The sequence below is a fragment of the Acinetobacter sp. YH16044 genome (assembly GCF_013417145.1).
In the GTDB taxonomy this organism is placed as follows: Bacteria; Pseudomonadota; Gammaproteobacteria; order Pseudomonadales; family Moraxellaceae; genus Acinetobacter; species Acinetobacter amyesii.
The window spans coordinates 44695-71511 of the sequence record NZ_VPEK01000011.1 but is presented as its reverse complement, the minus strand read 5'-3'; the positions used below and the strand labels follow the sequence as shown (position 1 = coordinate 71511).

The 26817-nt window shown below is 34.9% G+C and carries 18 protein-coding genes; 15 read left to right on the top strand and 3 right to left on the bottom strand.

Translation table 11 applies throughout. From position 1 onward, the window contains the following. Window positions 1-4: 4 nt before the first annotated feature. The 10 genes from FTV38_RS08685 to FTV38_RS18385 all read left to right on the top strand — a co-directional run bounded on the left by FTV38_RS08685 (window position 5) and on the right by FTV38_RS18385 (window position 12308). Window positions 5-1648, top strand: coding sequence for a dynamin family protein (locus FTV38_RS08685; protein ID WP_180022250.1), 1644 nt, complete (start codon window positions 5-7; stop codon window positions 1646-1648). A 9-nt stretch (window positions 1649-1657) separates the two neighbouring features. Further along, window positions 1658-3307 carry a dynamin family protein gene (locus FTV38_RS08680; protein WP_180022249.1) on the top strand — a complete coding sequence of 550 codons (1650 nt, stop codon included), beginning with the start codon at window positions 1658-1660 and terminating at the stop codon, window positions 3305-3307. Window positions 3308-3309: 2 nt separating this feature from the next. Next, window positions 3310-4725, top strand: a complete 1416-nt coding sequence (locus tag FTV38_RS08675; protein ID WP_180022248.1) for a dynamin family protein — start codon at window positions 3310-3312, stop codon at window positions 4723-4725. 11 nt (window positions 4726-4736) lie between these two features. Then, window positions 4737-6248, top strand: a complete 1512-nt coding sequence (locus FTV38_RS08670; RefSeq protein ID WP_180022247.1) for a hypothetical protein — start codon at window positions 4737-4739, stop codon at window positions 6246-6248. 129 nt (window positions 6249-6377) lie between these two features. Continuing rightward, window positions 6378-8510 carry a dynamin family protein gene (locus FTV38_RS08665; RefSeq protein WP_180022246.1) on the top strand — a complete coding sequence of 711 codons (2133 nt, stop codon included), beginning with the start codon at window positions 6378-6380 and terminating at the stop codon, window positions 8508-8510. Between the two features lie 63 nt (window positions 8511-8573). Then, window positions 8574-9539, top strand: a complete 966-nt coding sequence (locus FTV38_RS08660) for an AAA family ATPase (RefSeq protein ID WP_180022245.1) — start codon at window positions 8574-8576, stop codon at window positions 9537-9539. Window positions 9540-9567: 28 nt separating this feature from the next. Then, the gene (locus FTV38_RS08655; protein ID WP_180022244.1) at window positions 9568-10167 is read left to right on the top strand and encodes a hypothetical protein; all 600 of its coding nucleotides are present in this window, start codon (window positions 9568-9570) and stop codon (window positions 10165-10167) included. A gap of 9 nt (window positions 10168-10176) precedes the next feature. Continuing rightward, window positions 10177-11601, top strand: a complete 1425-nt coding sequence (locus FTV38_RS08650; protein WP_180022243.1) for a VWA domain-containing protein — start codon at window positions 10177-10179, stop codon at window positions 11599-11601. Window positions 11602-11718: 117 nt separating this feature from the next. After that, window positions 11719-12105, top strand: coding sequence for a transposase (locus FTV38_RS18390; protein WP_180022242.1), 387 nt, complete (start codon window positions 11719-11721; stop codon window positions 12103-12105). A 14-nt stretch (window positions 12106-12119) separates the two neighbouring features. After that, on the top strand, window positions 12120-12308 hold the full coding sequence (locus FTV38_RS18385; RefSeq protein WP_180022241.1) for a hypothetical protein: 189 nt from the start codon (window positions 12120-12122) through the stop codon (window positions 12306-12308). A gap of 36 nt (window positions 12309-12344) precedes the next feature. On the opposite strand, the gene FTV38_RS08635 is transcribed toward FTV38_RS18385, so the two are convergent. The 3 genes from FTV38_RS08635 to FTV38_RS08625 are packed head-to-tail and all read right to left on the bottom strand — an operon-like array spanning window position 12345 to window position 18129. Next, complete coding sequence (locus FTV38_RS08635) at window positions 12345-15329, bottom strand: tyrosine-type recombinase/integrase (protein ID WP_180022240.1); 2985 nt, start codon at window positions 15327-15329, stop codon at window positions 12345-12347. After that, window positions 15326-17545: a hypothetical protein gene (locus FTV38_RS08630; RefSeq protein WP_180022239.1), complete on the bottom strand. Its 2220-nt coding sequence runs from the start codon at window positions 17543-17545 to the stop codon at window positions 15326-15328. Before FTV38_RS08630 ends, FTV38_RS08635 begins: the two co-directional genes overlap by 4 nt. Then, window positions 17542-18129 (bottom strand): hypothetical protein, encoded by a 588-nt coding sequence (locus tag FTV38_RS08625; RefSeq protein ID WP_180022238.1) that lies wholly within the window; start codon window positions 18127-18129, stop codon window positions 17542-17544. The genes FTV38_RS08630 and FTV38_RS08625 overlap by 4 nt, the downstream gene beginning before the upstream one ends. 590 nt (window positions 18130-18719) lie before the next feature. Between FTV38_RS08625 and FTV38_RS08620 the strand changes: the two genes are divergently transcribed. Genes FTV38_RS08620 through FTV38_RS08600 form a run of 5 tightly spaced genes read left to right on the top strand, consistent with a single transcriptional unit; the run spans window position 18720 to window position 26722 of the window. Beyond that, window positions 18720-19301, top strand: a complete 582-nt coding sequence (locus FTV38_RS08620; RefSeq protein WP_180022237.1) for a class I SAM-dependent methyltransferase — start codon at window positions 18720-18722, stop codon at window positions 19299-19301. Between the two features lie 21 nt (window positions 19302-19322). Further along, a complete protein-coding gene (locus FTV38_RS08615; protein ID WP_151730876.1) occupies window positions 19323-20348 on the top strand; it encodes an HNH endonuclease domain-containing protein in 1026 nt (341 codons plus the stop codon). 46 nt (window positions 20349-20394) lie between these two features. Then, window positions 20395-21672, top strand: coding sequence for a DUF6361 family protein (locus FTV38_RS08610; RefSeq protein ID WP_151730875.1), 1278 nt, complete (start codon window positions 20395-20397; stop codon window positions 21670-21672). 3 nt (window positions 21673-21675) lie between these two features. Next, window positions 21676-23508 carry a hypothetical protein gene (locus tag FTV38_RS08605; RefSeq protein ID WP_180022236.1) on the top strand — a complete coding sequence of 611 codons (1833 nt, stop codon included), beginning with the start codon at window positions 21676-21678 and terminating at the stop codon, window positions 23506-23508. Next, window positions 23495-26722 (top strand): DEAD/DEAH box helicase, encoded by a 3228-nt coding sequence (locus FTV38_RS08600; RefSeq protein ID WP_151816971.1) that lies wholly within the window; start codon window positions 23495-23497, stop codon window positions 26720-26722. Before FTV38_RS08605 ends, FTV38_RS08600 begins: the two co-directional genes overlap by 14 nt. Window positions 26723-26817 lie beyond the last annotated feature (95 nt).

Here is a 26817-nt window from a genome sequence, read left to right as displayed (position 1 = left end):
AAAGATGTTTAAAACACAGCAAAATATACAAGCACATATTCCAGAACTTGAAACATTATTTCAAAAATATGATTTATCTGTTGAGCCACTTATTCAGCTAAAATCAAATGTTGAAAATTTTAAAGTTCGTGTGCCATTGATTGGGGCATTTAGTGCTGGCAAATCATCGTTAATTAATACCTTGATTCAGAAGAAGCTACTTTGTGTCGAAATCGACCCTGCTAGTAATTTAGCGACTGAAATTAGTTTTTCAGAAGATGAAGTTATTAAAGGCTTTAAAGCGAATAACTTTGTTAAAAATTTGACAGCACAAGAATTAAAAGACCAAGAGTTCTTAGATCTGATGCCTGATGGGCATATTGAAGTACAGCTCAACCAAGCATTTTTGCAATCTCTTCCTCATTTATGTTTAGCAGATTTACCAGGCTTAGACTCAAAATCTGATGCTCATATGCAAGCAATTCATCATTATTTAGGGCGTAGCCTGGCATATGTAATCACCGTAAGTAGTGAAGAAGGAACGTTAAAAGATAGTATTAAAAAGTTTCTACAAGAATTAGCACTGCATAAAGCACCTGTCGTAGTGATTATTACCAAAAATGATAAAAAAACACCTGAAGAAATAGTCGCGATTAAATCGCAAATTACTGAACAAGTAAGATCATTATTACCTGAAGGCAATTATTTAGATGTTGTGTCTGTATCTTCGAAAAAGAAAGATATCGCTGAAGCGGTTGAAACATTCCAAAAATTAGAGAACTTAAGTGAAACGAGATTTAAGGAGACGGTTGTACCGCAGTTCAATCGAATCCTTGATGATATCGCATCACATTTGACTATTCTTTTAAACCAAGAAGATCTGGATACAGAAGAATTGAAAGAAAAAAAACAGCAACTAATTGATGAGACAGAAAATTTTAAGCAAAAACTTTCTATTGAATATCAAAAGATGAAAGAGCAGGTTCCTTCAGTTTTAAATAATGTAGTTGATCATATTCGTAATCGTCTTTTAGGTGAGACAGATCAATATGCAACAGCGCTAATAGGTCAGAATAATATTGAGAGTGATTTAAGTTACAGTGTAAGAATGGCTTTAACTGAAGGTATGGATCGCTACTTCAAACCTTTGGTTGATAAATATATCCATCGTATAGAGACAGATTTACCTAGTCTTATCGTTAATCAAAATTTTCATTTTGAGCAAGAAAATACTGGTAGTGCTGTGTTTGATCTTGGGCTGACTGGAATTACAGGAATATTAACCTTTGTACTAAAGCGTTTTCCGTTAGCAGCGATGATCCTTCCTGTTGTTACATCTATATTTAAAGCATTTGTGTCTGACCATAATCGTGACCAACAAAGAGCAGAACAGAAAGAAGCAGCACGTGATCACGTGCGAGGAAAAATTATTCCGCAAGTGGTTGAGCAAGTGAAAAGCAATTTGGATTCTATTTTGCAAGAACAGCTTCATATCTTTAATCAGCAGGTAGAAGATCAAATCAATAATAAAGTCACGCAAGCTCAACATTCGATTTCTGTGTTAGAAGAACAACTTAAGAAAAATACTGAAGAAAGAGCGGTGCTACATGCAACATATCAAAGTGATTTAACAATCATTCAAAATATGCAACAACAATTAGAATCTTAAGGAATAAACATGAATAAGCATGTAGAAATTACTCAAATGTATGAAGATTTGAAGCAATATTTTAATAATAACTTAGGGCTTTTGAAAAAAGAGAATGTTTTAGCTCATGGTCAAATAGGTCTAGATTTTATCCATGAAATGGAGAATTTTTATAAGTTCTGTATGTTACCTGAACTTGCAGATAAGGTGATTGTTGGCGTTGGTGGCGCATTTAGTGCAGGAAAATCTAGTTTCTTAAATGGTATCTTAGGTCGAAAAGTTTTGAGCGTCGCGATTGATCCAACGACATCTATTCCAACTTATTTGATACATGGTGAGCAACAAAAAATTGAGGCTGTGCTTAAAAATTCGCAGCAATTAGATTTGAGTCTGGAACAATTCAAAAACTTAACGCACCATGCTGAACAAGAGTTACATGAATTAGCAGCAAATATTGATTTAATCTTGTTAACTCAACCTGAGCAGAGATGGCCAAATTTAGCATTTTTAGATACCCCAGGTTACAGTAATCATGAAGATATTGAGCAAGGTTTGTGTGATGCACATATCGCTAAAGTTCAGCTTAATGATGCACAGTGTTTAATTTGGTTGGTCTCAGCCGATCAAGGTGTTATTTCTCAAAGTGATATAAATTTTTTAAAAACAATTCGCTCAGATATTCCTAAATTAATTGTGATGAGTCGGGCTGATAAGAAATCACCTGAAGATTTAACAGAAATTAAAAAACTGACTCAATATACTTTAGCTCAGCATCAGATCGAGGCCATTGATGTATTGGTACTTTCTGCAAGGCAACCTGAAAAATTTGATCGTAAGTTACTGGATGGTTATCTCACTCAATGGAGCTTAAATAGCCAAGAATCTCGTATTATCGAAAACTTTAATCAGTATTTCGATGCAATGAAAAAGCATCTTGAAAATAAGGAGGGAGAAGTAGAGATAGAGCGATTTCAGAGAAAATTATTTGAAAAAATTTATCAATTGGCGGTTTATGCAAATATTGATCTTGAAGCGCAATGGCAAAAATACTTAGCTGTACAAGCCAAAATTGAGCAAGACAGGCAAGATAAGTTGATTGCATATCAGGCTGAACTGGAACGTGAAGCGTTAAAAATAGAAGAAGAGAAACGTCTACAACAAGCTAAGCTTGAGAAAGAAAGGGAAATACTAAAAGCCCAAGACCTGATGGCTAGAGCAGAGCAAATTAAGCAACAAGTACAAAAAACCGAGCGTCGTAGTTTGGAGCAAATTTTAGAAGATGCTCAAGATGAGATTAGTCGCCCTAGTGCTGGTATTTATGTCATTGATGATGTCTACAGTATCCGTAAAAAAACTGAAAAAGCCATTAAATCTTATGCTTATGAAGGTGATGGCGAGTATGGTAAATATAATGATGATCCTCTTGTACTCGTTGATACCACAACATTATTTAAAAATGCAGAGAATGGTCTGTATCTGACTTATTCCGAATTGTATTGTAAAGATATGCTGTCGAAACGCTTTGTGATTCGTTTAAGTGATATTCGAAGTATTCGTTTCGATAAGAGTGACTCTAAGCTCAGTATTAATGGTAAAGAAGTATTGTATGTGCCTCAAGATAATTTAAAAGCACCGATGGTAAATTTGGTAAAAGCATTAAAAACTTATATTGAGCAGTAATTATGACACTACAAAATTATAATTTCGATTTAGCTCAAAGATATCAATTGTTGGCTCAAGCATCTTATACAAAGACAAGTGATGCAGAGCATGTGCAATGGGTGAAAGAGTTAAAAAACTTGATTGAACGAGATTTAGTGCAATTGGCACTAGAGGGTTGTCCACCAAACTTCCCTGAAATATTAAAAATGTTCCAACTTGAATTGGATCGTTTCGAAGCATTTTGTACATTTCCCTATTTAGCACAGAAGAATGTAGTCGGTGTTGGTGGTGCATTTAGTGCTGGAAAGTCTAGTTTCCTGAATACATTACTAGGACGTAAAAAGTTGGTCGTACAAGTTGATCCGACAACATCTGTGCCAACCTATTTAATGTTAGGTGATCAAGATAAAAGTACAGCAATAAATATTTTCAATAGAGAAATTGATTTAAAAGAAGAAGATTTTCTTTCGTTAACGCATGAGGAATATGAGCAGTTTGGAAGTGAGATATCAGCCCTTCTGAAATCTGTAGTTATTCAGGATACTTCATTTAAATGGGGTGATTTAGCCTTATTGGATACGCCAGGATATAGTAATAGCGATGCAGGATTTAATTCTGAAAGGACAGATACCAAAGTAGCATTTAGCCAATTGAATACTGCACACTTTATTATTTGGGTGGTTTCAGCAGCTAATGGAACCATCAGCCATGAGGATCTAAATTTCCTAGGTGAACTTAATCCCTCAATACCGAAATTAATTGTGCTTAGCCGAGCAGATTTAAAAGTAAAAGAAGATTTAGAATCAATCAAAAGTTTAATTTTAGAGCTTACGCAAAAACGAGGAATTGAGATTATAGATGTGATCTTCAGTTCTTCTCGTAAAAAAAGGGAATTTCCTTTGGAGCAGGTTGAATATCTGTTGGATGAATGGAATAAAGTAAAACGTCCTATACTTTTTGCTCAACACTTTAAAAAGCTGTTTCTACAATATGAACGTTTTTTAGATGAACAACTACGTATTGCACAGATGCAAATCAATAGAATTCATCGAATAGAAACGCTCTCGGATCTTCCTGAAATACTCAATGATGTTGATTCACTTAAAATGATGATTCAGGAAAAATTCAAACAAATTTTATCGTCTAAGGAAACTTTAAGTGCGTTGCAGACGCATTTTTTTGATCAACTTAGCTGTATTGGTCAAAAAGTAGGTATACCTCTATTAGAGCCAGATGAGCTTGAATTAATAGAGGTTAGAGAGGTGGATTTAGTACCTATGCTAAAGGAAGTTTTAGTTGAGCAGGATATTGACCTTACTTTATGGCAGTCAAAATGGGACTTGCTTTCTATTGATATGTCTATCCCAAATATTAAGAAACTATTACGTCAAACACCAAAGAATACAAAACCAATTTGGTCTAATTTAATGGCTTAAGGAAAAATGAAATGAACTTGAATACGTATTTGCAACAGTTGGACTTAGCCAAATTAGATTTACAACCATTAAATGATCATTTCATTGCAGAGAGGTTAAACGAGCAAGAGAAAGAACTTTATCTAACAATGATTAGTTCGTTTATACTTTTAGATGAGCTAACAGAACCTAGAACACGCTTATTTCAACTGTATTTACATGCCTGTAAAACCGAACATCAACAAGGTAAAATTTTCAATCTGGCACAGAATATCTCTAAAGACCAAATCAAGGAGTTTATTCAGTTATGCTCTACTCAAGATTTAGTTAAATCTTTTCTTATTGATGCTTTTATTTTTTTGAGGTTGGATAGACCGCTTAATGATCAAAAAAATATTTTACTGAATGAATGGATAAGTTTATTTGAGTTGAAAGAAAGTGATTTAACCCAAATTCTTTATGTGGTTTGTCAAATATTAGGAATACAGCATAGCTATGAGATTCATTCTACATTTAGCCTAGACCATGCCAATTTATGGAAGGAATATCTGCTCCAAGAACTGACAAAAGACAAGTTGAAACAAGGTATTTCTCAAGGTTTTTGGATTGTAAAGCAGACGATTGATATTAATTTTAATTGTCAAATTAGTAATGCAAATTTATATTTTGAGAATGATTCGATCTTAAAATTTAATGAGGGTGTTAAAGTCGAATTCATCAAATCAAATTTTGAAAATCCGCTATTCAACTTTTATAAAGTTGATCACTTAAAAATTCATGAATGTAAAGTTATTGGCCAATATGATTCTGAGAAAAAATTAACAGTATTAAAAATCAATCAATTTGAAGATAACGATTCTTTTTGTGAAATAAAAAAATGTTATTTTGAAACACACAATTCTCAAACTTTATCCGTAATTAATAAATACAATTCTCTATTTTTTTTAAGAACAGGAAATAGAAATAAAAAGAAATTATTTATTGAAAAGTGTACTTTTGATAAGTGTGGTAATGAAAAATTAGTAGGTGGTGCATTATTTTTAAAAAATATTAATTTTAAGGTCAAAAAGACCGATATTTTTAATTGTAAAGCATTAGTTTCGGGTGGAATATATACATCTGACTTGTATCAGGACTCTTTGGAGGAGGTTCACTTCAAAAATTGTTTATCTTGCCTTTATCAAGATTCAACATCTTTAAAGAAATTAAATGAAATAGGTTTTAATGGTAGTGGTATTTTAATTGAAGATAGAGAAAGTTATAGCTCAGGTGAATTTATCCGCCTAATAAAGGGCTGTACATTTGAGAAATCAAACTTATTTATAGCATGTTATTCTTCTGGTAGAACATTTGAAAGATGTAATTTTATTGATAGCATTTTGGGGCTTAAAGATTATTATGATCAAGATCATGAAACAAAGCCATGTGAATTTCTAGTTATAAATAAAGAAATCGAGAGTGGATTTAAATATTTACCTAATTTTAAATTTGATCCATTACATGAAAAAACATTGGAGTTTCAGTTAGCGGATTTAAACAGCTAAGTAAAATTATAGTTGGCTAATTAATTACTACGTCAAACTATGACCTAGTCACCTTTTGTCTAGGTCTTTTTTTTATAAAATTAAGCTACAATTTTTTCCATAACTAATTGATATTAAAAAGAGCAGGGTATGTCAATTCAACAGCATTTAGAACAACTTTCTAACTTGTGTCAGAACTTACAGGTTTGGGAAAAAAGATTTGATAACAACGAAATTTCAAATGTTTTTCGTTTAAAAGAAACCTTACAACAAGATATTCAACGTTTTGAACAAGAGCAACAAACTTTAAACATTGCAATTATGGGGCAAGTGAAGGCTGGAAAAAGCAGTTTTTTAAATGCGTTGTTGTTTGATGGTAAGCCTGTTTTACCAACGGCTGCTACACCTAAAACAGCCAATCTCACCCGTATTAGCTATGGTGCTACACCTGCTTTAGAAATCGAATATTATTCGAAAGAAGAGTGGGCTGATTTAGATAATCTGGCTCAAGAAACTTATGAATCTGAGTCTGTCAAAGTAGCCAAAGAACTGGTTGAAATGGTTGATAAAGCAGGGCTTGATGTGAGTGTTGCTTTAGAACAACAACATCAACGCATTGAAGCCACTTCACTTGATGAGTTAATGCATATATTAAATCAGTATGCAGGCAATGATGGTCAATACACAGCATTAGTAAAAATGACGCGTCTGTATCTGCCTAATGAAGAATTGAAGGGTTTTGATGTTATTGATACTCCCGGAATGAATGATCCTGTCATTAGTCGAACACAAAAGACCAAAGAAGAAATGGCACGTTGTGATGTCGTATTCTTTTTATCACGAGCAAGTCAGTTTTTAGATCAGTCAGATATTGATTTATTGACTGAACAATTACCTCAGGGTGGTGTCGAACGCCTTTTCTTGATTGCAGGACAATATGACTCAGCGATTCTAGATGATGGTTTCAATCAAGAGAGCTTAGCGGATTGTGAAAGTAATTTGCAACGACGTTTAAATAAACGCGCAGTAAAAGAATTAGGCGATTTAGCTGACAAAAAGCGAAAAGCAGGTCATGAACATTTAGCAAATTTGCTAGAAAACTTAGTTAGTCCAATTGTTTCGAGTACTTTTGCACATGGTTTTGCTTCATGGGATTCTTCGACATGGGATGCTGCCATGCAACATGTATATAAGGAATTAAAAGAAACTGCAGAAAATGACTGGGACGGATATCAATTTACACAGCAGGATTGGCAACGTATTGCTAACTTTGAAACTTTAAAAGAAAAGTACCAAATAGCACGTATTGAAAAAAATCAGATTTTGGAATCAAAGAAACAAAGTCTGTTGCCTAAAGCGCAAGAAAAGCTTGATGAAACCTTAACTGATCTAAGAGAAACTGTTGAGAGTCGTATCATCCGTTTAAATACTCAAGATATTTCCCAACTGACTGAATTAGAGAGGCAGTTAGAACAACGTATACGAGCGATTTCATCTAAGCTTGAGCAACATATTGGTACTGAACTAATATCAATTCAAAAAGCGAGTAATAGCATTGCTCAGGAATTGCAAAAATCAATTCAGCAATATACTCAACTCACTACACGTACTGGTTCTGAAACACATGAAGAGGCTTATGAAGTCAGTACATCAAAATGGTATAACCCATTTAGTTGGGGTAGTTCAGAAACTCGCTATCGGACATACACAACAAATTATGAATATTTGTCTGCATCAGATGCGGTAGAGCAAATTGCACAATACGCTAGAAATTGTAAGGTTGATATCCAATATCACTTTAATGATTTAATTCGTCCTAGCCAATTAAAGCTAAATTTACGCCGAGCTTTGGTCAATGAGTTAAATACAGCTCAGGCAGATTTTGATGCCAACCAATTTAAAAATGTGTTAGATGCTGTTATCCGCCAGTTAGATTTACCTGAGTTAAAATTAGAGATTGGCGATCCGACGCGAAAAATTAGCCAAAACTTTAGCGGTCAAATTAGATCCAATAATGATATGCAAAAACTGAAGCAAGCCTTAAATCAATCTTTGCAGGAAGTTTTTAAATTACTGAATGAACAATTTAAAGCATCAGCAAAAAAAGTTGAGCTCAATTTGATTGATACGCAGAATCAACTTGCTCAGAAAATGACGCAAGGCTTAGAAAAAGAACTTGAGCAAATAAAGAAAGATTTTGCAGAAAAGCAGAAAGCTGTGCAAGAGTATGAAGCATTAAAAACGCTAATCACTGATGATGCTTTAACAAAAAAGATTGCCTAATTTGGCTAGGGAGAGCCGTTATATGCTCTTCCTGCATTTACTGTATATTGGATCCTATATTGAATGAATACATCCGAATTATTTAAAAAAATTAAGCGCATTCAAAGTCAACTAACACAGGGTTTAGTTGAACGAGAACAGACGATTAAGTTGACTTTACTTGCTGCTTTGGCGGGTGAGCATATTTTATTAATCGGGCCACCAGGTACAGGAAAAAGCTTAGTCTCCCGCAGATTACATCTCGTTTTTCAAGACACGCCCTATTTTGAACGGCTCTTGACCAAGTTTTCTGTACCTGAAGAACTGTTTGGTCCTCTGTCGATTCAGGCTTTAGAAAAAGACCAATACACACGTTTAACTCAAGGCTATTTGCCTCAAGCATCTATTGCATTTTTAGACGAAATTTTTAAAGCCAATAGTGCAATTTTAAATGCCTTACTGACTTTGTTAAATGAGCGTGAGTTTGATAATGGTGTAATCCGACAAAAAGTACCTTTGATTTCCGTCATTGGTGCAAGTAATGAATTACCTGAAGATGGTAATCTCAGTGCCCTATATGACCGGTTCCTGTTTCGACAATATGTTGAACCTGTGAGTAAATCTGGATTTAAGCAGTTATTGACGATGAAAGCGAGCGAGGAAGCGTTATCTGTTGAACAACTGTCGTATGATGAACTCAAATATATTCAACAACATGCTAAAAAGGTGGAGTTATCTGCTGAAGCATTACAGTTTTTAATAGAACTACGAAGATGGTGTGCTGAGAATCAGATTCAAGTATCAGATCGTCGTTGGCGTAAAATTGTGGGGATGCTACAAGTTTCAGCATATACCAATGGACAAAGTCAGGTCACGATTTGGGATTGTTGGTTGGTCCAGCATTGTATTTGGGAGAAGCCTGAACAAATAGAATTGGTAGCAGGGATGTATGAACAGTACTGTGGAAAGTCTGTGGTGAATCTGCAAAATTTACTGACTGTTGTTGATGTGTTAGAAAAAGAAATTTCTAATCAGGTTTCTGGATTCTGATTATAAAAAATAATTTAAGGAGTAAATAATGGGATGGTTTAATTCTTTAGAAAACAGTGCGGGGATGATATCCGCCAGTAGAACTTTTTCTTCCAAAGTATCCAATGAACAAGCGTTATCTACAGTTTCAAAAAAAACACAAAACATAGCTAAAAGATTATTAAAATACTATAGAAAAGAAAGTCATACTGTGGAGGTCTTACATGATATCCAAGATTTCATCGCCGTAATGAATAGAGATATCCGACCTAATGAAGATTCGATATTTAATGCGATTCTGCATGCATATACTACAAAAAATAATCAGTATCCTGAAAAGTTTGATACATATATTGCAACACAATATTTTAATAAAACTCATCAGAAGGAAGAGGACTTAGATAGAAAAAATTCAGAATGGTTAAATCAAAAAATTAATGAAGTTGAAAAACATCTTGAGCGTATCTCTGTAGTTAAGCTGCAGCTTACAAAGAATATTAAAGAGCTTGAAAGTCATGGAGAGGGCCACTTGTGGATTGATCATGAGTTTATTGAACCTGTGCTAGACACATTAAAAGATAGTCTTACGCAGGTCCAGGGCGTTGAAAATCGTATGCTGGCTTTGAAATTCACATATGAGTTTCTTTAAGGATAAAATATGGTCTCTGCTGATTATTTAGAAGATCAATACTCATTCTTAGATGAGTGTCCTGCTGAGCTTTTAGAAGAAGTGATTTGTTCAACTGTGGGCACGCTTGAACAGCGTAGTGACACCATGCAGCAATGGTATAAATACTTCATGATGGGGGAAATTCCTCCAAATCCTGAGTGGTTACCAAAGCATATTACTGATGTCGTTCAACAGCAAATTAAGCAGTCAGGCATTGCACCTTTTTTAAAAGACCAGCATGAATTGACAATTGAGTTCTTAAAACATGTCATCTTGCAATGGCAAGTCATCCAAACGGAATATCAAGAAAAACTGCAACAATGGTTGCAGGAGAAAATGGCGAATGCAAAACAAAGCAATGAGCCTTTTGATCCATCAACATTAGCGCAAAACTTTGATTTTGATTACGCAGGTGATCTTGTCATTCATCAGCAGTGGAATGAACGAATAGAAGCATGGAAACAGCTCAATAGCGTATTTGGTGATTTAAGCCAAATGCTGGGGCGGGATGTTGATATCACTAAAGGCATTCTTAAACATCAAAATTGGAAACATATCGAAAGATTGCAAGAGCTTTTGCAACGTATCTCTGAATTTAAAGAGATAGTAAATGCTTTAGGACGACTGCAAGAAAGTATAGAAAATGAAGATGAGCTAGAAAGTTTTTTTGAAAGTTTTTCTCGTGTGGTAGAGGAAATTCAGGAAAAGCTTGTTGATTATATTCCGGAAGAAATGTCTGGCATTGAGCGTAGTGGTAGCATTAATCGTATGTTACCTCAGGAAGCTTTATTTCTAGGCCATCCAAAACTGAAAATGTTATGGCATGCTAAACGCTATGAGCAAGCATTGTTAAGTTATCGAGTTCAAGGTATCGAGATTGAAAAGACTTGGGCGGATATCAGTGAAGAAGTTGAAGTTCAAAAAACAAAACCTAGATTTGATCGTGGACCTATTTTAGTGGTGATCGATACGTCTGGCTCAATGAGTGGCACGCCTGAAATTATTGCAAAGGCATTAACTTTACAGGCTGCTAAAATTGCACACGCAGAAAAAAGACCTTGTTATTTATATGCCTTTGGTGGGCAGGGGCAAAGAATTGAACATGATTTAAAGTTTACTCAAGATGGGATTGAAAAATTACTTGAGTTTTTGGGATATTCTTTCGGTGGTGGTAATGACATTGAAACCATTGAATATGCTGTGAAAAGACTAGAGCAAGAACAATGGAAAAAAGCTGATGTGATGATCGTGAGTGATGGGGAGTGGTCAGCATCATCTCATATTGAAGAAATTGTGAAACTCTCTACGGAGAAAGGAACACGTTTTCATGGAGTACAGGTTGGTGGTTATGGTCGAGGCTTAAAGCAGTTATGCAATAAGGTATACCATTTTAAGAATGGAAGTATGGTTTGAGCGAGTCCGGCAATCCCACCTAAAAATAACAGGTTGTAAAAGTTGTATTAACCCCCCAATTAAAACGGACACTCACAATTAAGACCTAGGCATAGAACTAGAGTTAAGGAGTGTCTTATGGAACGTATTGAAGTTATTACATCTGTTCAGCGTCGTAGACGTTATACAGGTCAAGAGAAAGCACAGTTTGTTGCTATGACCATGCAACCAGGATCATCTGTTTCTTCTGTTGCCAGACAGTATGGAATTACTCCAAGTTTGCTGTTTAAATGGAAGAAACTTATGCAAGATGGTGGAGTAACTGCCGTGGAAGCGAATGATCAAGTCGTGAGTGTTTCAGACTACAATTCATTATTAAAAAAAGTAAAACAGCTTGAACAAATGCTCGGTCGAAAGACCGTTGAAGCAGAAATTCTTAAAGATGCTTTAGAGATTGCACAAGCAAAAAAGTACATATCGCACATGCCCTTATTACCACCCGACGATACCCAACACAACAAATAGCACGAACACTCGGTGTGTCGCGATCGAACTTGTATCGTCGTTTGAAGCAACCGAATATGAAGTCTCGTTCGAGGTATAACAAGGCAGATGATCACATTCTACTTCCGATGATTCGGTATATTTGCGACCAACGACCAAGTAATGGCTATCGGCGTGTTACAGCGCATCTCAATCGAAATTTACGGTGGGTAGTCAAATATTGAAGCAGGTAAATCATAAGCGTATTTACCGCATCTGGGTTAAGTTTGATGTGTAATATTGGATTTAAAGTAAACAATTATTAAAAACCAAACCAACTTAAAGACCCCCAGCGCTTTACCCTCTGATATTTTGAATGAAAAGCTAATATTTTTACTATCCTCTGACATCGTGAAGTTTTTCGAGGTTAAATTTAAGTCTGATAAGACATGTCCAAACTCTTGTTTTAATTTCGAAGAGAGTTCCAAGTGAATATATTTTTTGGGAAATAAGTCCTTGATGAAGGATAGAAATTTTTTTAATTGGCGTTTTTCATTCACTGCGAATTTAAACTCGGAGGAATTAGGTTGCACCTTTTCAAGATAAATTTCGATAATTTGCATTAACTCTTTTTTATGGTTTTTATATGCAATGGCATAATTTTGTTCTGCATAACCAATGAGTTGCTGCTCAATCTGATTGGTTGGTAAACTGGTAATCAGCGCACTAGGATGCTTTCGCAAGAAGTCAGTAGTAAACAATTTAGATGATTTCTTTTGATTGATACAGGTCATTTTAAGCTGATTTGCTGTATCACGAATTTTCATTGCAACTTGCAGAGGAATGCTTTCCGGAAGTGATAGTTGCTCTTCATCGGAAGTTGAAAGTATATGATGTAATAACTTGAATGTAAGATCCGAATCACGTGCCCCAAGTTGAACAGTATAGGCTGCAGATATTTCTAACGCCTTATAATGATGATCATGTTGCTTATATGGATGAAGGGTTAACTGCTGATAAAGAAAATTATGAATCGCTCTTTGCTGTACGGGTAATGAATTATTTTCTCTATAGTTAAGTATGTTGAAATAGGCCTCTTTTGTTAGTGGGGTAGTGATTCGATTGAGTTGGTATGTAATGGCTATATGTGCAAGATGCAGATAACTGGAACAGGTGGTCGATGGGGTTAAGTGCCCAGCTAAATGCGCTAATGCGTACCAAGTTTGTTGTGTATTGCCATGTCTCAACAAAGCATAACGGATTCTGATTTGTTCATGAGCGGAATAATCAGTAAAGTGATTTGCAAGAGGAGATTCAGCTAGTACGAGATAGAGATGGTTAATTGCTGAATGTCTAAGGCTGTGGTAAGTGCAACGATGCTCAGGGTAAACAGAATCCAATATTGTTTTTAAGAATTCATTGACTTCATTTTCATGGGGTTCTTTGAAATTTTGTTTAATAAATAACGGTTGTTTCAAGGAATATTTATTTTCTAAAAGCTCACGCTTACGATTTTTAATATAAGTGATCAATGATTCAAGTTCTTCTGGTTTAAGAAGATGGTGCAAAGAAATTTTTCGGTATGCGGAATAGCTTTTTTGATTTTTATTTCGATGATTTCGGATACATAGAGTCAATTGATCCGCATTTATTTGAAAATCATGAACAAAAATATTTAAGGTCTCATTGATCCGCAATCCAACTCTAAACCCAAGGGTAAAGATATGTCTAAACATCGACTTATCTAAACGATGGAGTTCAGGCGTAGATTCGAGGTATTGAAGGGCTTTATGAAAAAGATGGGGTGAAACGAGATCCGTTTTACAGATTTTAATGGTCAGTAAATTTTCTAAATTTACTTCAGGCACATTAAAAAATAAGACTTGTTTATGGTGAAATTCATTTAAACGTTTTTGAGTATTTGAGCGAGTTTGTTCTGCTTTTAACGCTAAAATTTCAGCATAAAGTTCTTCATAATCAGTAACAGTGAACGCATTAATGTTTTTATCTTGGGTTAAATAAAGCCAGTGAAAGACAAATTGCGAGAAAAAGGTATTCAGTGAGCTGGGTTTAAGAGGCTGAAAGTCTGCATGAATTAATGCTCTTGAAAGCCTATTTTTACTGCAAATAATGTCATTCAGTTTAGCTAATTCATTGCTACTAAGTCTTGAACGAATGATTGACCAAAACACTATTCGCTCAATTGCAGGAGAGAACTCAGATGCATAAAGTTCAATGAGTTTTTGAACATAATCATTCTTTTTGCGAAGAATCATGCGAATGTCTTTTAAAAAGCTTGCTAATCCAGTTTCTATATCGCCTTTAATACTACGTTCATTTTGTTCGAGGGCTTTATATCGAGATCTTGTTGCAAAGGTATCAAATTGATGAAAGTAGACGGCTAGTTGGTTTTTGAGTGGGCTCGAACTTGGAATTTCATGCTTTAATAATCCTATGGACATTTGGTCAAGCTGAGCGTTTTCCAAAAATTGCGTGTAATAGAAGGCATATTTAATCAGCCATCTATATCGAATTTTTACATCAGGCAAATAGGTACGAATACAGTCGTTGATAATGTGTTCTGGGTCTAATGCTTGTGTAAACAAATCTTTTTCAAATTGGTTAAGTCTGAATAACCAGCATTTGACAATATCGTGTATGACGATCGTTTTTGTGTAAGTTGTACTGTAATGAGGATGATCAATTTTTTTATTGCCATACTGAGAGTTCGGTATTTCAAGACTAATGAAATGATCTTTGGTATCTAAAAAAGAGTCAAAATATTTTGTAGTTTCAATGATATGTGAAAATGCTTTTAACTCCGCATCATTCCAAACACCATTGAAGAGAATAGCGCTGATTAGTGCAAATCCATGGCAATGTACAGGGTGATTAATGGGTGTTGTATCCCAGAGATGAGTTAATTTTTTTGCAAATATGATGATTTCTTTGCCGTGCTTGATGGTTTCAATGCTTTGAAGCGGTACATTAGATTCATAGATGACAGGTGTGCTGGGAACTGGATAATCTGTACCATTGGCATGATTGAAACGTTTGATATATTTTGCTAAATGTAAACGGTCAATACGATAGTTTTTTAAATTCGAACCTGCTTTTTCTAACAATTTTTGGTCGATTTCATTGCAAATGATTTGAAAGTCCTTTGTTTTAATGTCTTCAAATTTTTCCGAAAATAATGTAAGCAGTGATTTAATTTTTGCTTTATTTTTTTGTTTGCGGCGCAGGCTATGCGGATGATTACTCATATGAAAGCAACCTCATTCAAATCAGACATACTATTTAAGTTTAATATTGCGACTAATTTATCCTGAGCCTTTCTGATTTGACTCAAGCTAGTTGGCTTAAAGCTAGAATATTGATCAAAAAGACCCTGCATATTTTCATCATGTCCAAAAATGGATTTGAGAATGTCTTCATCACAAAACTGTGCAAAGAAATAACGACAAAAATGTCGGGTCCAATTTTTTTGCAGATCTAAGTTTTCATAAATATGCTGCAGATCAGACAGGCCAAACGGTCTTAATTTATGTTTATCTTGGAAAAGGAGAATAGGAGCTTGCCCATTGAGAACATCTTGAATGGGTTGGATATATTCAGAAGGATAGAGTATTTGCATTAAGGTCTTAAATTTATTTAAGAATGCCAAATAATGCTGTATCTCTGCTTTAAGAAAATCATTAAAAGGAATACATCGTCCAATCGTACTCATGTAACGTTGCTCTTTATCTGCAACCCCCATTATCTGCATTTCAAAGTCAATATATTCTAAATTTGGGGGAAAGGAGTGACTTGGTCGAGCTGAGGTGATGATCATGCAGATGTGCCATAACCAAATAGAATAATGATTTAGGCGAACAAATGGGTCAGTGGCTTGTCGAACACAGCGGTCCAGTTCATTAAAGAATACTCGAGTGAATGCTACATCTGGGGATTGTTGACTTCCGAAAGAGATTGGACTGCTAAACTTATGTATGTAATTCGTTTCAAAAGTAGGGGCAATTAATTTTAAAGTTTGTTCATAGCTATCAAGTAAGTCTACGATTTGGGTAGAAAAATAATGGCCGGGTATATAGTGCCGAATACTCGTACCAGCTAATAATTTACTCTCTAGTTCGTAACCAAGTTCATTTAAAGTGATATCACTGATTAAGCGTGGAAGATTTTCTGCCGTTAAGTTAAATGTTAAATCCTGAGCAATCCTTCTTAAATATTCTTGCAGATCCGATTCAATATCAGCCATATCCCATTTTTTTAGCTGAATGAGTGTTGAGTAATATGATTGAGGCAAGGGAATAGCATAGCTGTTTGTGGTGTTCAGCTTATGCTCTTTGAGTTTGATGAGATTACTTTTAAAAGTAGAAACGTCAAATGATTGCTTAAAGTAACATTCAAATTTATTCAAATACAATTTTTTTGTGCGATTGGATTCACATGGTTTGTTGCTAAAACTTACTATGTCCTTATAGTGCGTGAGGCTTAGTACTGAAAATAACAATAAACTATGAATAGGTGAGTCTGTGGCATTTTCAAGTATGCGTTGCATAATGATCTGAGCAGTCAAAAGATCAAAAACACGCGGATTTGATTTACTCATCAAGTTATTTTTTTGTTGGTGTTGCGCTTGTGCCTTTAATTTGATTTTTTGGAAAGCAACGGAATTTTTCTCTTTTTCATCAAAGTTAAAGCCATGATCTTGAAGTGTAGATTGTTCCTGATCCTCAATATCATGAGTATCCTCATTACTGCGAAAAGTAGTGAGCAGTAAAACTTCATCATCAAATGACATTTTTTTATGTCTATAAGCGGGTTGATCAATTGACTTAGAAGACTTTCTAGCATGACTAGAATGTGTACGTTGTCTCTTTTGCTGTGTAACGATGAAGTTATACGCATTTTTAATGACACTTAAACGATTGATATCTTCTTCGGACAGACTTGGTAATGAGCGTTTGAATAGATTTTTATTTTTGCCAATTATAGCATCGAGCTGATCTACAAGAACTTGAGGATCTGATGGAATGACAGATAATGTTTCATACAGCTTATTTCTATTACTATTAGCCAAACGAAAACATCTACATATATCGCAAATAGTGCTTGTATATTTTTCGATGATCTCATTGAAATTGTTCTCTGTTATGTTCTCTGTATGAACAATAGACTCAAAACAGTAAATATTGAAAATCGCCCATTTCAAAGCAATTAATTTATTCTCTACTGAAACATTAAATAATGAAAACAAATAATGAACTAGTGGTAACTCAGTTTTAGTTCTCTTAAGTGCATTTTTCTGTATTAAATCTATGAGAATATTTCTTTCACTAGGTGTTATAAAATCTTCTAAGCGAATATTTTCTTCTATTATTTGATTATTTATTTGAGCTAATGCTGTATAAAAAGCCTTGAAGGCTGCTAAATCAACCTTATCGTAATCTAAATAGGCATGTCCAATCACGTTCATTCTGATTGATCCTTTAAGGCATTGAGCAGGTTATCTAATGAAAAATGCATACTTGATAGGTTTTGTGACAAGCTAGCAGGACTTTGTCTCATTGAAAGTTTTGTAATTTCTCTTAGGATATCCAGGGAGAGTTCGCGGTGCCCAAACACGTCATTTAATTGTTGAGCGGTGTAATTTTGATTCAAACATTTTGCGATAACATCAAGTTTTAAAAGAAAATTAAACTGTCTTGACTCTAGTAAATTTAAAACTTCATGCAGTGATGAAAGAATAGTTTCATAATGTTTAAAGTCTTGATAAACCTTGAATTTAAATTTCAGCGATGGGTTGTAGAAATAGCCGTATATGCCAGCGAAATGACTATTAAATAAATACGTATCTTCATTATCTGTAGTGATAATGGGGATCTCACATTTCGCATCTGACAATAGTTTAAAAGTGAACTCACGTTGTTGAATGTCAAGCTGTGAAAACAGCGCATGCCAACACACAAAAGCATGGATGCTTTGTGGATAACAATATAAATTCAGGTTTTTGGATGACACCCGAAATGTTTTTAGTACTTTAGTCGTTGAATTTGTCATGAGCAAAACCCAATTTTAAGACTGCTTTAAGATGACTATTTTCTTTGGTTGGTCGTATTTTGTGCATTTATTTTTAATGTATGCAGGAATTTTTTTAATGTAAATAGTTTTTTATAGTTTTATTTAATTTTTATTGCATTTATTTTTTTAAAAATACGTTTATTGTGGTTCTTTGGTAGCATAATACCCATGTTTCATTGAGTATTATAATACTCATGGCTTTAACTATTATTACTGCCCATAACTTTTTATTATGTGCAGTAATTTTTTTATAAATAAATTAAGTCATTGTTTTATTTGGATTATGGTGATAATTAAAAAATGCACGTGATTGATTATATGAAGCAGAAACATCTTAAAAATATGTAGATTTTTTGAATTTTATTCTGCATATCAAGATTACTGAGTTTTAGGGCTTGGATCTAGATGCTCTATTGACGAACAAAGTCAAGAAGTGCTGTAAACTAGATTCTGCGCATAGAAAATGAATGGTGAATAGCAAGTTATTCGGGCTTACATCGTGAAGTAGCTCTCCCTAATTTTTTTGTTTTTTAGTAGACTGAGTTTAGTTTTTAGCCTAAGCCTGAACTATGAAAACAATAGATTATTACAATCAATATGCAGATGAATTTACCCAAGCAACATTACACGTAGATATGGAAAGCTTGTACCAGCCTTTTTTAGCTGAGTTACCAGAGGGTGCTTGTATTTTGGATCTGGGATGCGGATCCGGGCGCGATACGTTGGCATTTAAAAATAAAGGCTACATGGTTGAAGCAATGGATTATTCCCAAGCCTTGGTTCAACAGGCTACGGAGTTAACAGGGCTTCAAGTTCGTCATGCAAGTTTTTATGACTTAGTTGAATCTGATCAATATGATGGTGTTTGGGCGTGTGCCTCCTTGTTACATTGTGAGCGAGATAAATTGCTAGATGTATTGCGTAGAATTCATCGTGCATTGCGCTGTACTGGCATTTGTTATATGTCTTTTAAATACGGCACAACGGATAGAGTAAAAGACGGTAGAGCATTTACTGATTTAGATGAAGAACAAGCTCAGGTATTTTTAGCTCAGTTGGATGGGGTTATGGTATTAAAACAATGGATCACTGTGGATAAGCGTCCTGATCGAGATGAAAAGTGGCTGAATGTACTTTGGAAAAAGAAATAAAATAATAAGGAAAAACCATCTATGTCCGAATTCTATGAGATCGAACCATCTTTAGAAAATTATTGGCGTTCTGTGATTCTGTTTGGACGTAATGTTGCCTCCTATAAATTTGCCTTAGCCAAATCACTTTATAATCTGAAAGCTGAAGGCAATACTGTTATTACCCTTGATCAATTGGCACAGCCTTTTAGTCACCATATTTGTGAACATTTGAAGCTTGTAGATAAACAGGCGACTTCAAGCTCAAGTAAATTCTTGGATTTTTGTCGTTCTTATAATGCCGGTGAAATAGATCAACAAACCTTAATTGCAAAAACCGTGCAGTATGGCTTCGTAAATGTGATCGATGCCTTTCACAACGTACATGGACAAGAATTGCCTAAACGATTCTTTATGGATGCCCGTAAAACCCATGGTGGCATTATTTTGACTGATGAAGTATTTCAATTATTTGAAGCACAGAATGCAGGTGATTTAGTGGATGAAACTGAAGCAAGATGGCGATTGGTCGAAACTGCGTGGGATATGAATTTACCGAAGCATTTGGTGCAGATTGAGCATGATGATCAGGGGATTTTGGTTGCGAATAATAAAATCAGACGTGTGAATGTCACTTCAGCGAAGTCAGCTTTAAATGGTTATCAAAAGAGTCGCTGTTTCTACTGTTTTGCACCGATTACTATTGAACAGTTATTTGAACATTCTGCCGATGTAGATCATTTCTTTCCACATAAGTTACGTGAATGTGATATTCAAAAACCAATCAACGGCGTAGCGAATTTAGTATTGGCGTGCCCGAGTTGTAATCGAGGGCAACAGGGGAAATTTGATCATTTACCATCGGTGAATTTATTAGAGCGTTTGCACAAGCGTAATGAGTATTTAATTACGAGCCATCATCCATTGCGAGAAACGCTGATTGCTCAAACAGGGTTTACAGAACCAGCGCGTCGTAGTTTTTTACAAGATGCGTATAACTGTGCGACATTGACGATGGGTGGTGGGAAAAAGTGGGAGCCAATTAAAGGTGGGATTAGTGTATTCTAATAGTGGAAGCAATCTATTTAAATCATAGCTTAAACTGAAACTTAATATGAATTTGGTACTTAAATCATCACTATCATGGATTGATAATAATAAAGATGCGAGAGAAAAAGTATTTGGGCTTTTATCTCAGTTTAATGAAAAAGACAGTCGTGATGAACTTGGAATAGGAAGTATTCGAGATCGGATTTCTGATTTATTATTTCCTGGTACCAGTACGATTCAAACTAGATTACGATATTTTTTCTTTGTTCCTTGGTTGTATCAGAAGGCCGAAAAACCTTCTTTAGGTGAGAGAAAATCAGAGGAAGTTATTGATGACTTAGAAAGAGATTTAATTGAGACACTGATGCAATCAGATGATCTTGATGGTGTATTTGGGAAAACATCTGGCAAAGAGTTAAAACGATTACCTAGTTCTGTTTATTGGTCTGGCTTAGAAAAGTGGGGCATCAAAAAAGAGTTTTGCTCACAATCGGAATATTTTGATCGGGCAAAATTTTTAAGCGCTAAGCGATTGGAGCTAGAGAAAGAAATTGCACATTCACAAAAACATCAAGACGATTGCACAGAAATCCAAATTCAAAAAAATAATGCTTCGATATGGGATATTAATTTACCAAAAGCGCCTCAAGATTTTCCACATAGTGCGAACTTAAAACTTACAAACGAAGAGGCTACATTTATAAAAGATCAACTGCGCAAGCATTGTGGTGAAAGCTTGTTAGCATATCTTGCTGATCATACTGAGTATAAATCTAGCAAAGAAATAAGTGCACCTTGGGACCATCCAGAATTTGAGCAGTTTGATATAGATACACAACAGCTTCTTCATCATGCAGAGTTTTTTGCCATATTGATCCATGGAGCTTATTTACTCTATAACATGTTGCTTGCTCAGCTAAGTAATGATGAAAAAGCCACTCAAAATTATGAAGATCAATTATGTGCATGGTATGCAGAACTACAGCATAGAGACTCGAAAAAATTTAGATTAGATAATTGGTCTTTAGATGAATTTTGGTCAACTATAGAAAGCAGCAAGGTCTCTTATGTTGAACCAATCATGATTAATCGAATGACTAAAAATTTTATTGAAACATGGTTCAATATTCTTCAGCGAAAAGAGCCTGATTTCTATAAGTCAAAGGAAGTAATAATCTTGATTAGAGAACGTGAAAAACGTTTAAAAGGGGCTAGATCAAGATTTAGCAATAAAAAAGCGTTAGAACAGTGGGGTGGAGCATCAGGGGTAAATGAGCTTAGGTATCGTTGGTCTACAGCAAAACAATTTTTAAAAGATTTATCTGTTGCTGGGGATAATTAAGTCATGCTAAGTCCGTATGATCGAAGTTTAAATACATCTTTTTTAATCCCGCCACATGGTATGACATTTGATGAGGCAATATTAACAACATATTCATTAGATCCAGCTGTCTTGTTAGAAATACCAGTCTATTTATCATTATTAGCAACAGATAGTAAGGAAATAGATCCTTATTCAGTATTAGCGTCTATCAAAAAGTTAAAAGACAGGATTACTGTATTTTCACAAAAAGGCTTAATACAAGTTCCTAAAGAAAAAAAACCAAATCCAGTCTTTAGTTACCTAGAAGATATGATTATCGAAAGCGTATCTCCCAGAGGCGGTGTTTTTCATCCAAAGATCTGGCTAATACGCTTTGTAAATGGGAAAGATACGGTATACAGATTGGTGATACTTTCCCGAAATTTAACCAGAGATAATTCTTGGGATATTGCTTTACAGTTGGATGGACTTGTTGAAAAGCAGCAAAATTCGAAGAATGATCCAATAATTTATTTCCTTTCAAGCATTATAGGTCGTATTCCAGAGGGTGAATTTAAAGCTAAAAAGACCCAACAAATGAATAAGATGATTGGTGACCTAAGGAAAGTTAAATGGTGTTTACCTAAAGGATTTAATGACATCTCTTTCCATTTTTTAGATAAAGGGCCGTATCCATGGAGTATTCAAAAGAATGAGAAATTACTGATTATTTCCCCTTTTTGTTCGGATACGGTGTTAAGACAGTTAGCCAATTCAAGTAAAACATGTTTTCTGCTGACGCGAGAAGAAGAGCTTTTAGCTTTAAAAGCTGAAACACTTCAAGCTTTTGATCAAGAAATTTATACCTTAGCTGATGGATTGGTTGATAATGATTCTGCAAATGATGAGCAGAGTGAAAGTTTCCAAGATGTGAAGGGGCATATATTAACGAAAGGCTTACATGCAAAAGCTTATATCTATGAAACTTTAGAAGCTAACCAATCTAAGACACATGTGGTCGTGGGTTCTGCTAATGCGACTAATGCAGCTTTGAATCATCAAATAAATGATGAAATATTGGTTGAACTCGTTAGTAAAGATACAGAGTCGATAAATGTTACCCATTTCCTTTCAACTATGACAGGTTATTTGACCCAGTACGATGATTTTACAGTAGTTGAAGATTCAAATCTGAGTGAAGATGATCAGTTCATCGAAGAAATTCGAAAACGTCTATGCAGTACAACAATTCGAGGTTGTTGTTTATCTGACGATAGCTCAAATGCTTGGGTCTATGTGCTGGAGTTAGATGTAGAGGAAGAAAATGCTCAGAGTAACTATCAAGACTATGAAGTAAGACTATGGCCAATCACTTTAAATGAAAAACGGGCCCAGCTTTGGAATATTAGTGGTAAAACTGAAAAGGTAGTTTTTGATCATTTAACGAGCTCTGAAATCTCTAGTTTGGTTGCGTTTGAGATTAAGCATAAGTCTCGTCAAGAAAATTTACGATTTGTATTGAAGATTAAGGTCACGAATCTACCGTTAGATCGTGATGCAGAGATTATTAAAGCCTTGATCAAGAATAAGGAAGGATTTATTCAATACTTAAGGTTGTTACTAGGTTGCTTTTACGATAACACCAGTTTAGGTACAAAAAATAGTGAAGCAGATTCTTATTGGCTTAGCCGTTTGTTGGATGATGAGTCAACGCTATTTGAGGATTTATTTCGTATTTATATGCAGGAACCTGAACGACTACAAGATATTCAGAATTTAGTACAAGATCTTGGCGGTGGAAACAGCGAACATATTCCTAAAGAATTTACTCAATTGTGGCATGCATTTGAACAAGCAATAAATGGAAAAAACTAAATTGAATACAAAGGCATTTTCATCTGAACCAATTCTTAATAATTTAAAAGATTTTCAGTGTCAAACAGTCCATTGGGTTTTTTCTAAACTTTTTGAGCGTGACCGAAATTCTAGATTTTTGGTGGCTGATGAGGTGGGTTTAGGTAAAACTTTAGTGGCACGAGGTGTGATTGCCAAAACGATTGAACATTTAAGTCATCAGCAAGAGCGAATAGATATTCTTTATATTTGTTCAAATGCCAGCATTGCGAGCCAGAATATTCGGAGATTGAATGTTACCAATCAAGATGATGTAGTGAGAGCAACACGCTTAACCTACTTGATCAGAGAAACTTCACTTTTGAAAAAAAGTAAGGTTAATTTTATCAGTCTTACACCTAGTACTGCGTTAGACCATACACGGAGTAAAGGTGGGAAAGCGGATGAACGAATCATCCTTTATACCTTACTTGTCCCTTTATTTGATTCGCTGCAAATAAAAAAAGGACTCAAAGAACTACTCAGATGTTATGTTGGACCTGAACGTTGGGAACAGAGCATCGAAGCATGTTTGAACCAAGGAGAGGGAATTTATGATCAGAGTATTGTGGCATCATTTAGGCATGAAATTGAAACCAATAAAAAACTAAAACAGCAGATTGAGTTATGTAGCCAAGATTTTTGTTGTGTAACGGCTTTAGAGAATCAAGCTGTTGTACATACAAGAGATCGTTTAATTGCCAAACTGAGATCAATATTGGCTTCAGTGAGTTTGTCTGCATTGAAACCAAGTTTAATCATTTTAGATGAGTTTCAGCGCTTTAAAAATTTACTGATTCAACAAAGTAGTGAGCCGATAAATGCTAATGAAGCAAAGATGATTGCGCAGAAAATTTTTTCAGATGATCAAAGTAAAATTTTGATGCTATCAGCGACGCCGTATAAAATGTATAGCGTGCAAGGAGAGGAAGAAGCAGATCACTATGCAGAATTGATGCAAATTCTTGGCTTTTTATTTAATGATCATGCTCAATTAGAATCTCTGAAAACTCTAATGCAGGATTACAGAAAAGAGCTAGCAATTGGACTTAAAAACAGAGAAAAAATTCTTAAGTTAAAAAGTAATATTGAATCCAACTTACTTAAAGTCATGTGCAGAACTGAAAGGGTATCTGTGAGTCATGACCATAATTCTATGTTGTCAGAGCCTAATGAGGTAGCAGTTCTTGAGGTAGATGATCTAAAATATGCCGGCTCAATTCGAGGATTGTTAGAGACCTTAAGAGTTAATAACATTACAGAATATTGGAAATCTATTCCCTATACACTGAATTTTATTAAAGATTATGATTTAGGGCGAAAAATTGAAAATGCTAAACTTGCTCCCGAATCAGAATTTACAGCAAAATTTAAGCTTGGATTAAAAGAAGCAAGTAGATTTAGTATAAAAAAAGATCACATCCAGAAGTATAAGCCAATTCCTTTGAACAATGCGAAATTACGCTTGTTGTTTAAGGAAACAGTTCAACAGGGAATGGCTGATCTATTATGGATGCCACCCTCTTTAGCATATTGGGAACCTTCTGGTTTGTATCGAGGCAAGGATCATTTATCAAAACAATTGATTTTCTCAGCTTGGAATGCAGTACCTAATGCTATTGCAACTTTGACATCGTATGAAGCCGAAAGGTTGATGTATACAAAGTTAAAAAATACTTCATATACACGAACAAAAAGGCCTTCAAGACCATTAGATGTAAAGCCTAATTTTTTATATCCATTCAGTCTTTTATACCCATCTATAACACTCGCAAAATTAGATCCGCTAGCATTTTCTCTAGTTCAGATTGATTCAACGAGAATAGGTCTTAGTTCTGTTAAATCACTAGTCATTAATCAATTAAAGCAACAATGCAAACGATTAGATCAGTATTGTGATCCCACAAGATCGGATGTTGATGCAAGTTGGTATTGGTTGGCGCCTATTTTATTAGATATTACATTTGAAGAACATTTAGATTGGAAATCGAGGTTGGCTACATGGGCAAGTCATTATTCTAAAAAAGATGATGAGTCAGAGCATACAGAAAGTACGATTATGTTAGGGGTTATGAATGTCATTCAGTCTATCGTAGAAAGTGTTGTGAATGGTCATGGTTTAGGTAAACGTCCAGACGATTTTTTCGAGGTGCTCTCCGATATTGTTTTAGCTTCCCCTGCTTTATGTGCTGCACGAGCTCTACAACGTATTTTAGATATAGAACCTCATGGAAATGAAGAAGCATTGTTTGTAGGGGCAGTGCGTATAACATCTGGTTTTCAAAGTCTTTTTAATGCACCAGAAAGCGTGGCTTTACTTAAGTCTATTCATGAAAAGTCATATTGGCGAAAAGTGCTTAAATATAGTCTGCAAGGTAACTTACAAGCGGTATTGGATGAACATATACATGTGTTGTTAGAGGCTTTGGGTTTAACAAATCGGCCTAATGAAAACCGTATTAAAGAGATTTCAGATTCGCTTTACTCTGTATTAACATTGCGTACAAGTCACGTCAGGGTACATCAATTTAAAGTAGATAATCAGCAAGTCATCGATGATGCATTCGACATGCGTTGTAAATTTGCTTTACGTTTTGGTAGTGGAAAAAATGAAGTAGGACAAGAAATCCGTATTGAAAAAGTAAGGGATGCTTTTAATTCGCCATTTAGACCTTTTGTACTTGCTTCAACATCTATTGGTCAGGAAGGTCTAGATTTTCATCTTTGGTGTCATGCAGTAATGCACTGGAATTTACCTTCGAATCCGATTGATTTGGAACAGCGTGAGGGGCGTGTGCATCGTTATAAAGGATATGCGGTACGTAAAAATATTGCTGAAGTACAGACACTGCATTCATTAAAATCTATCTATCAGTCTGGTCGGGACCCATGGAAGATATTGTTCGATCAAGCCTATCTAGGAAAATCTAAATCTAAAAATGACATGATCCCTTTTTGGATGACTGAAAATGGGACTACAACGATTCAACGTTATGTTCCTAGGTTGCCTTATAGCAGAGAAGAAAAGAATTTGGCTCGGCTTAAATCAGATTTAAGCCTGTATAGGATGGCATTTGGTCAACCTCGACAAGGAGACCTGTTAGCAAGATTTCAGGATGATCAACAAGAAATTGAGCAGTTGTCAGAGTTTTGGTTTGATTTGAGACCACCATCTTTTAAGAAAGATTCGGCATAAGAGCTAGATAAAAGTCGATGTTATAAAGATTTATAAGTTATTGATATATATATTATTTAAGTGATACTAGTTTAAGTTTTATTTTTATCTATTAA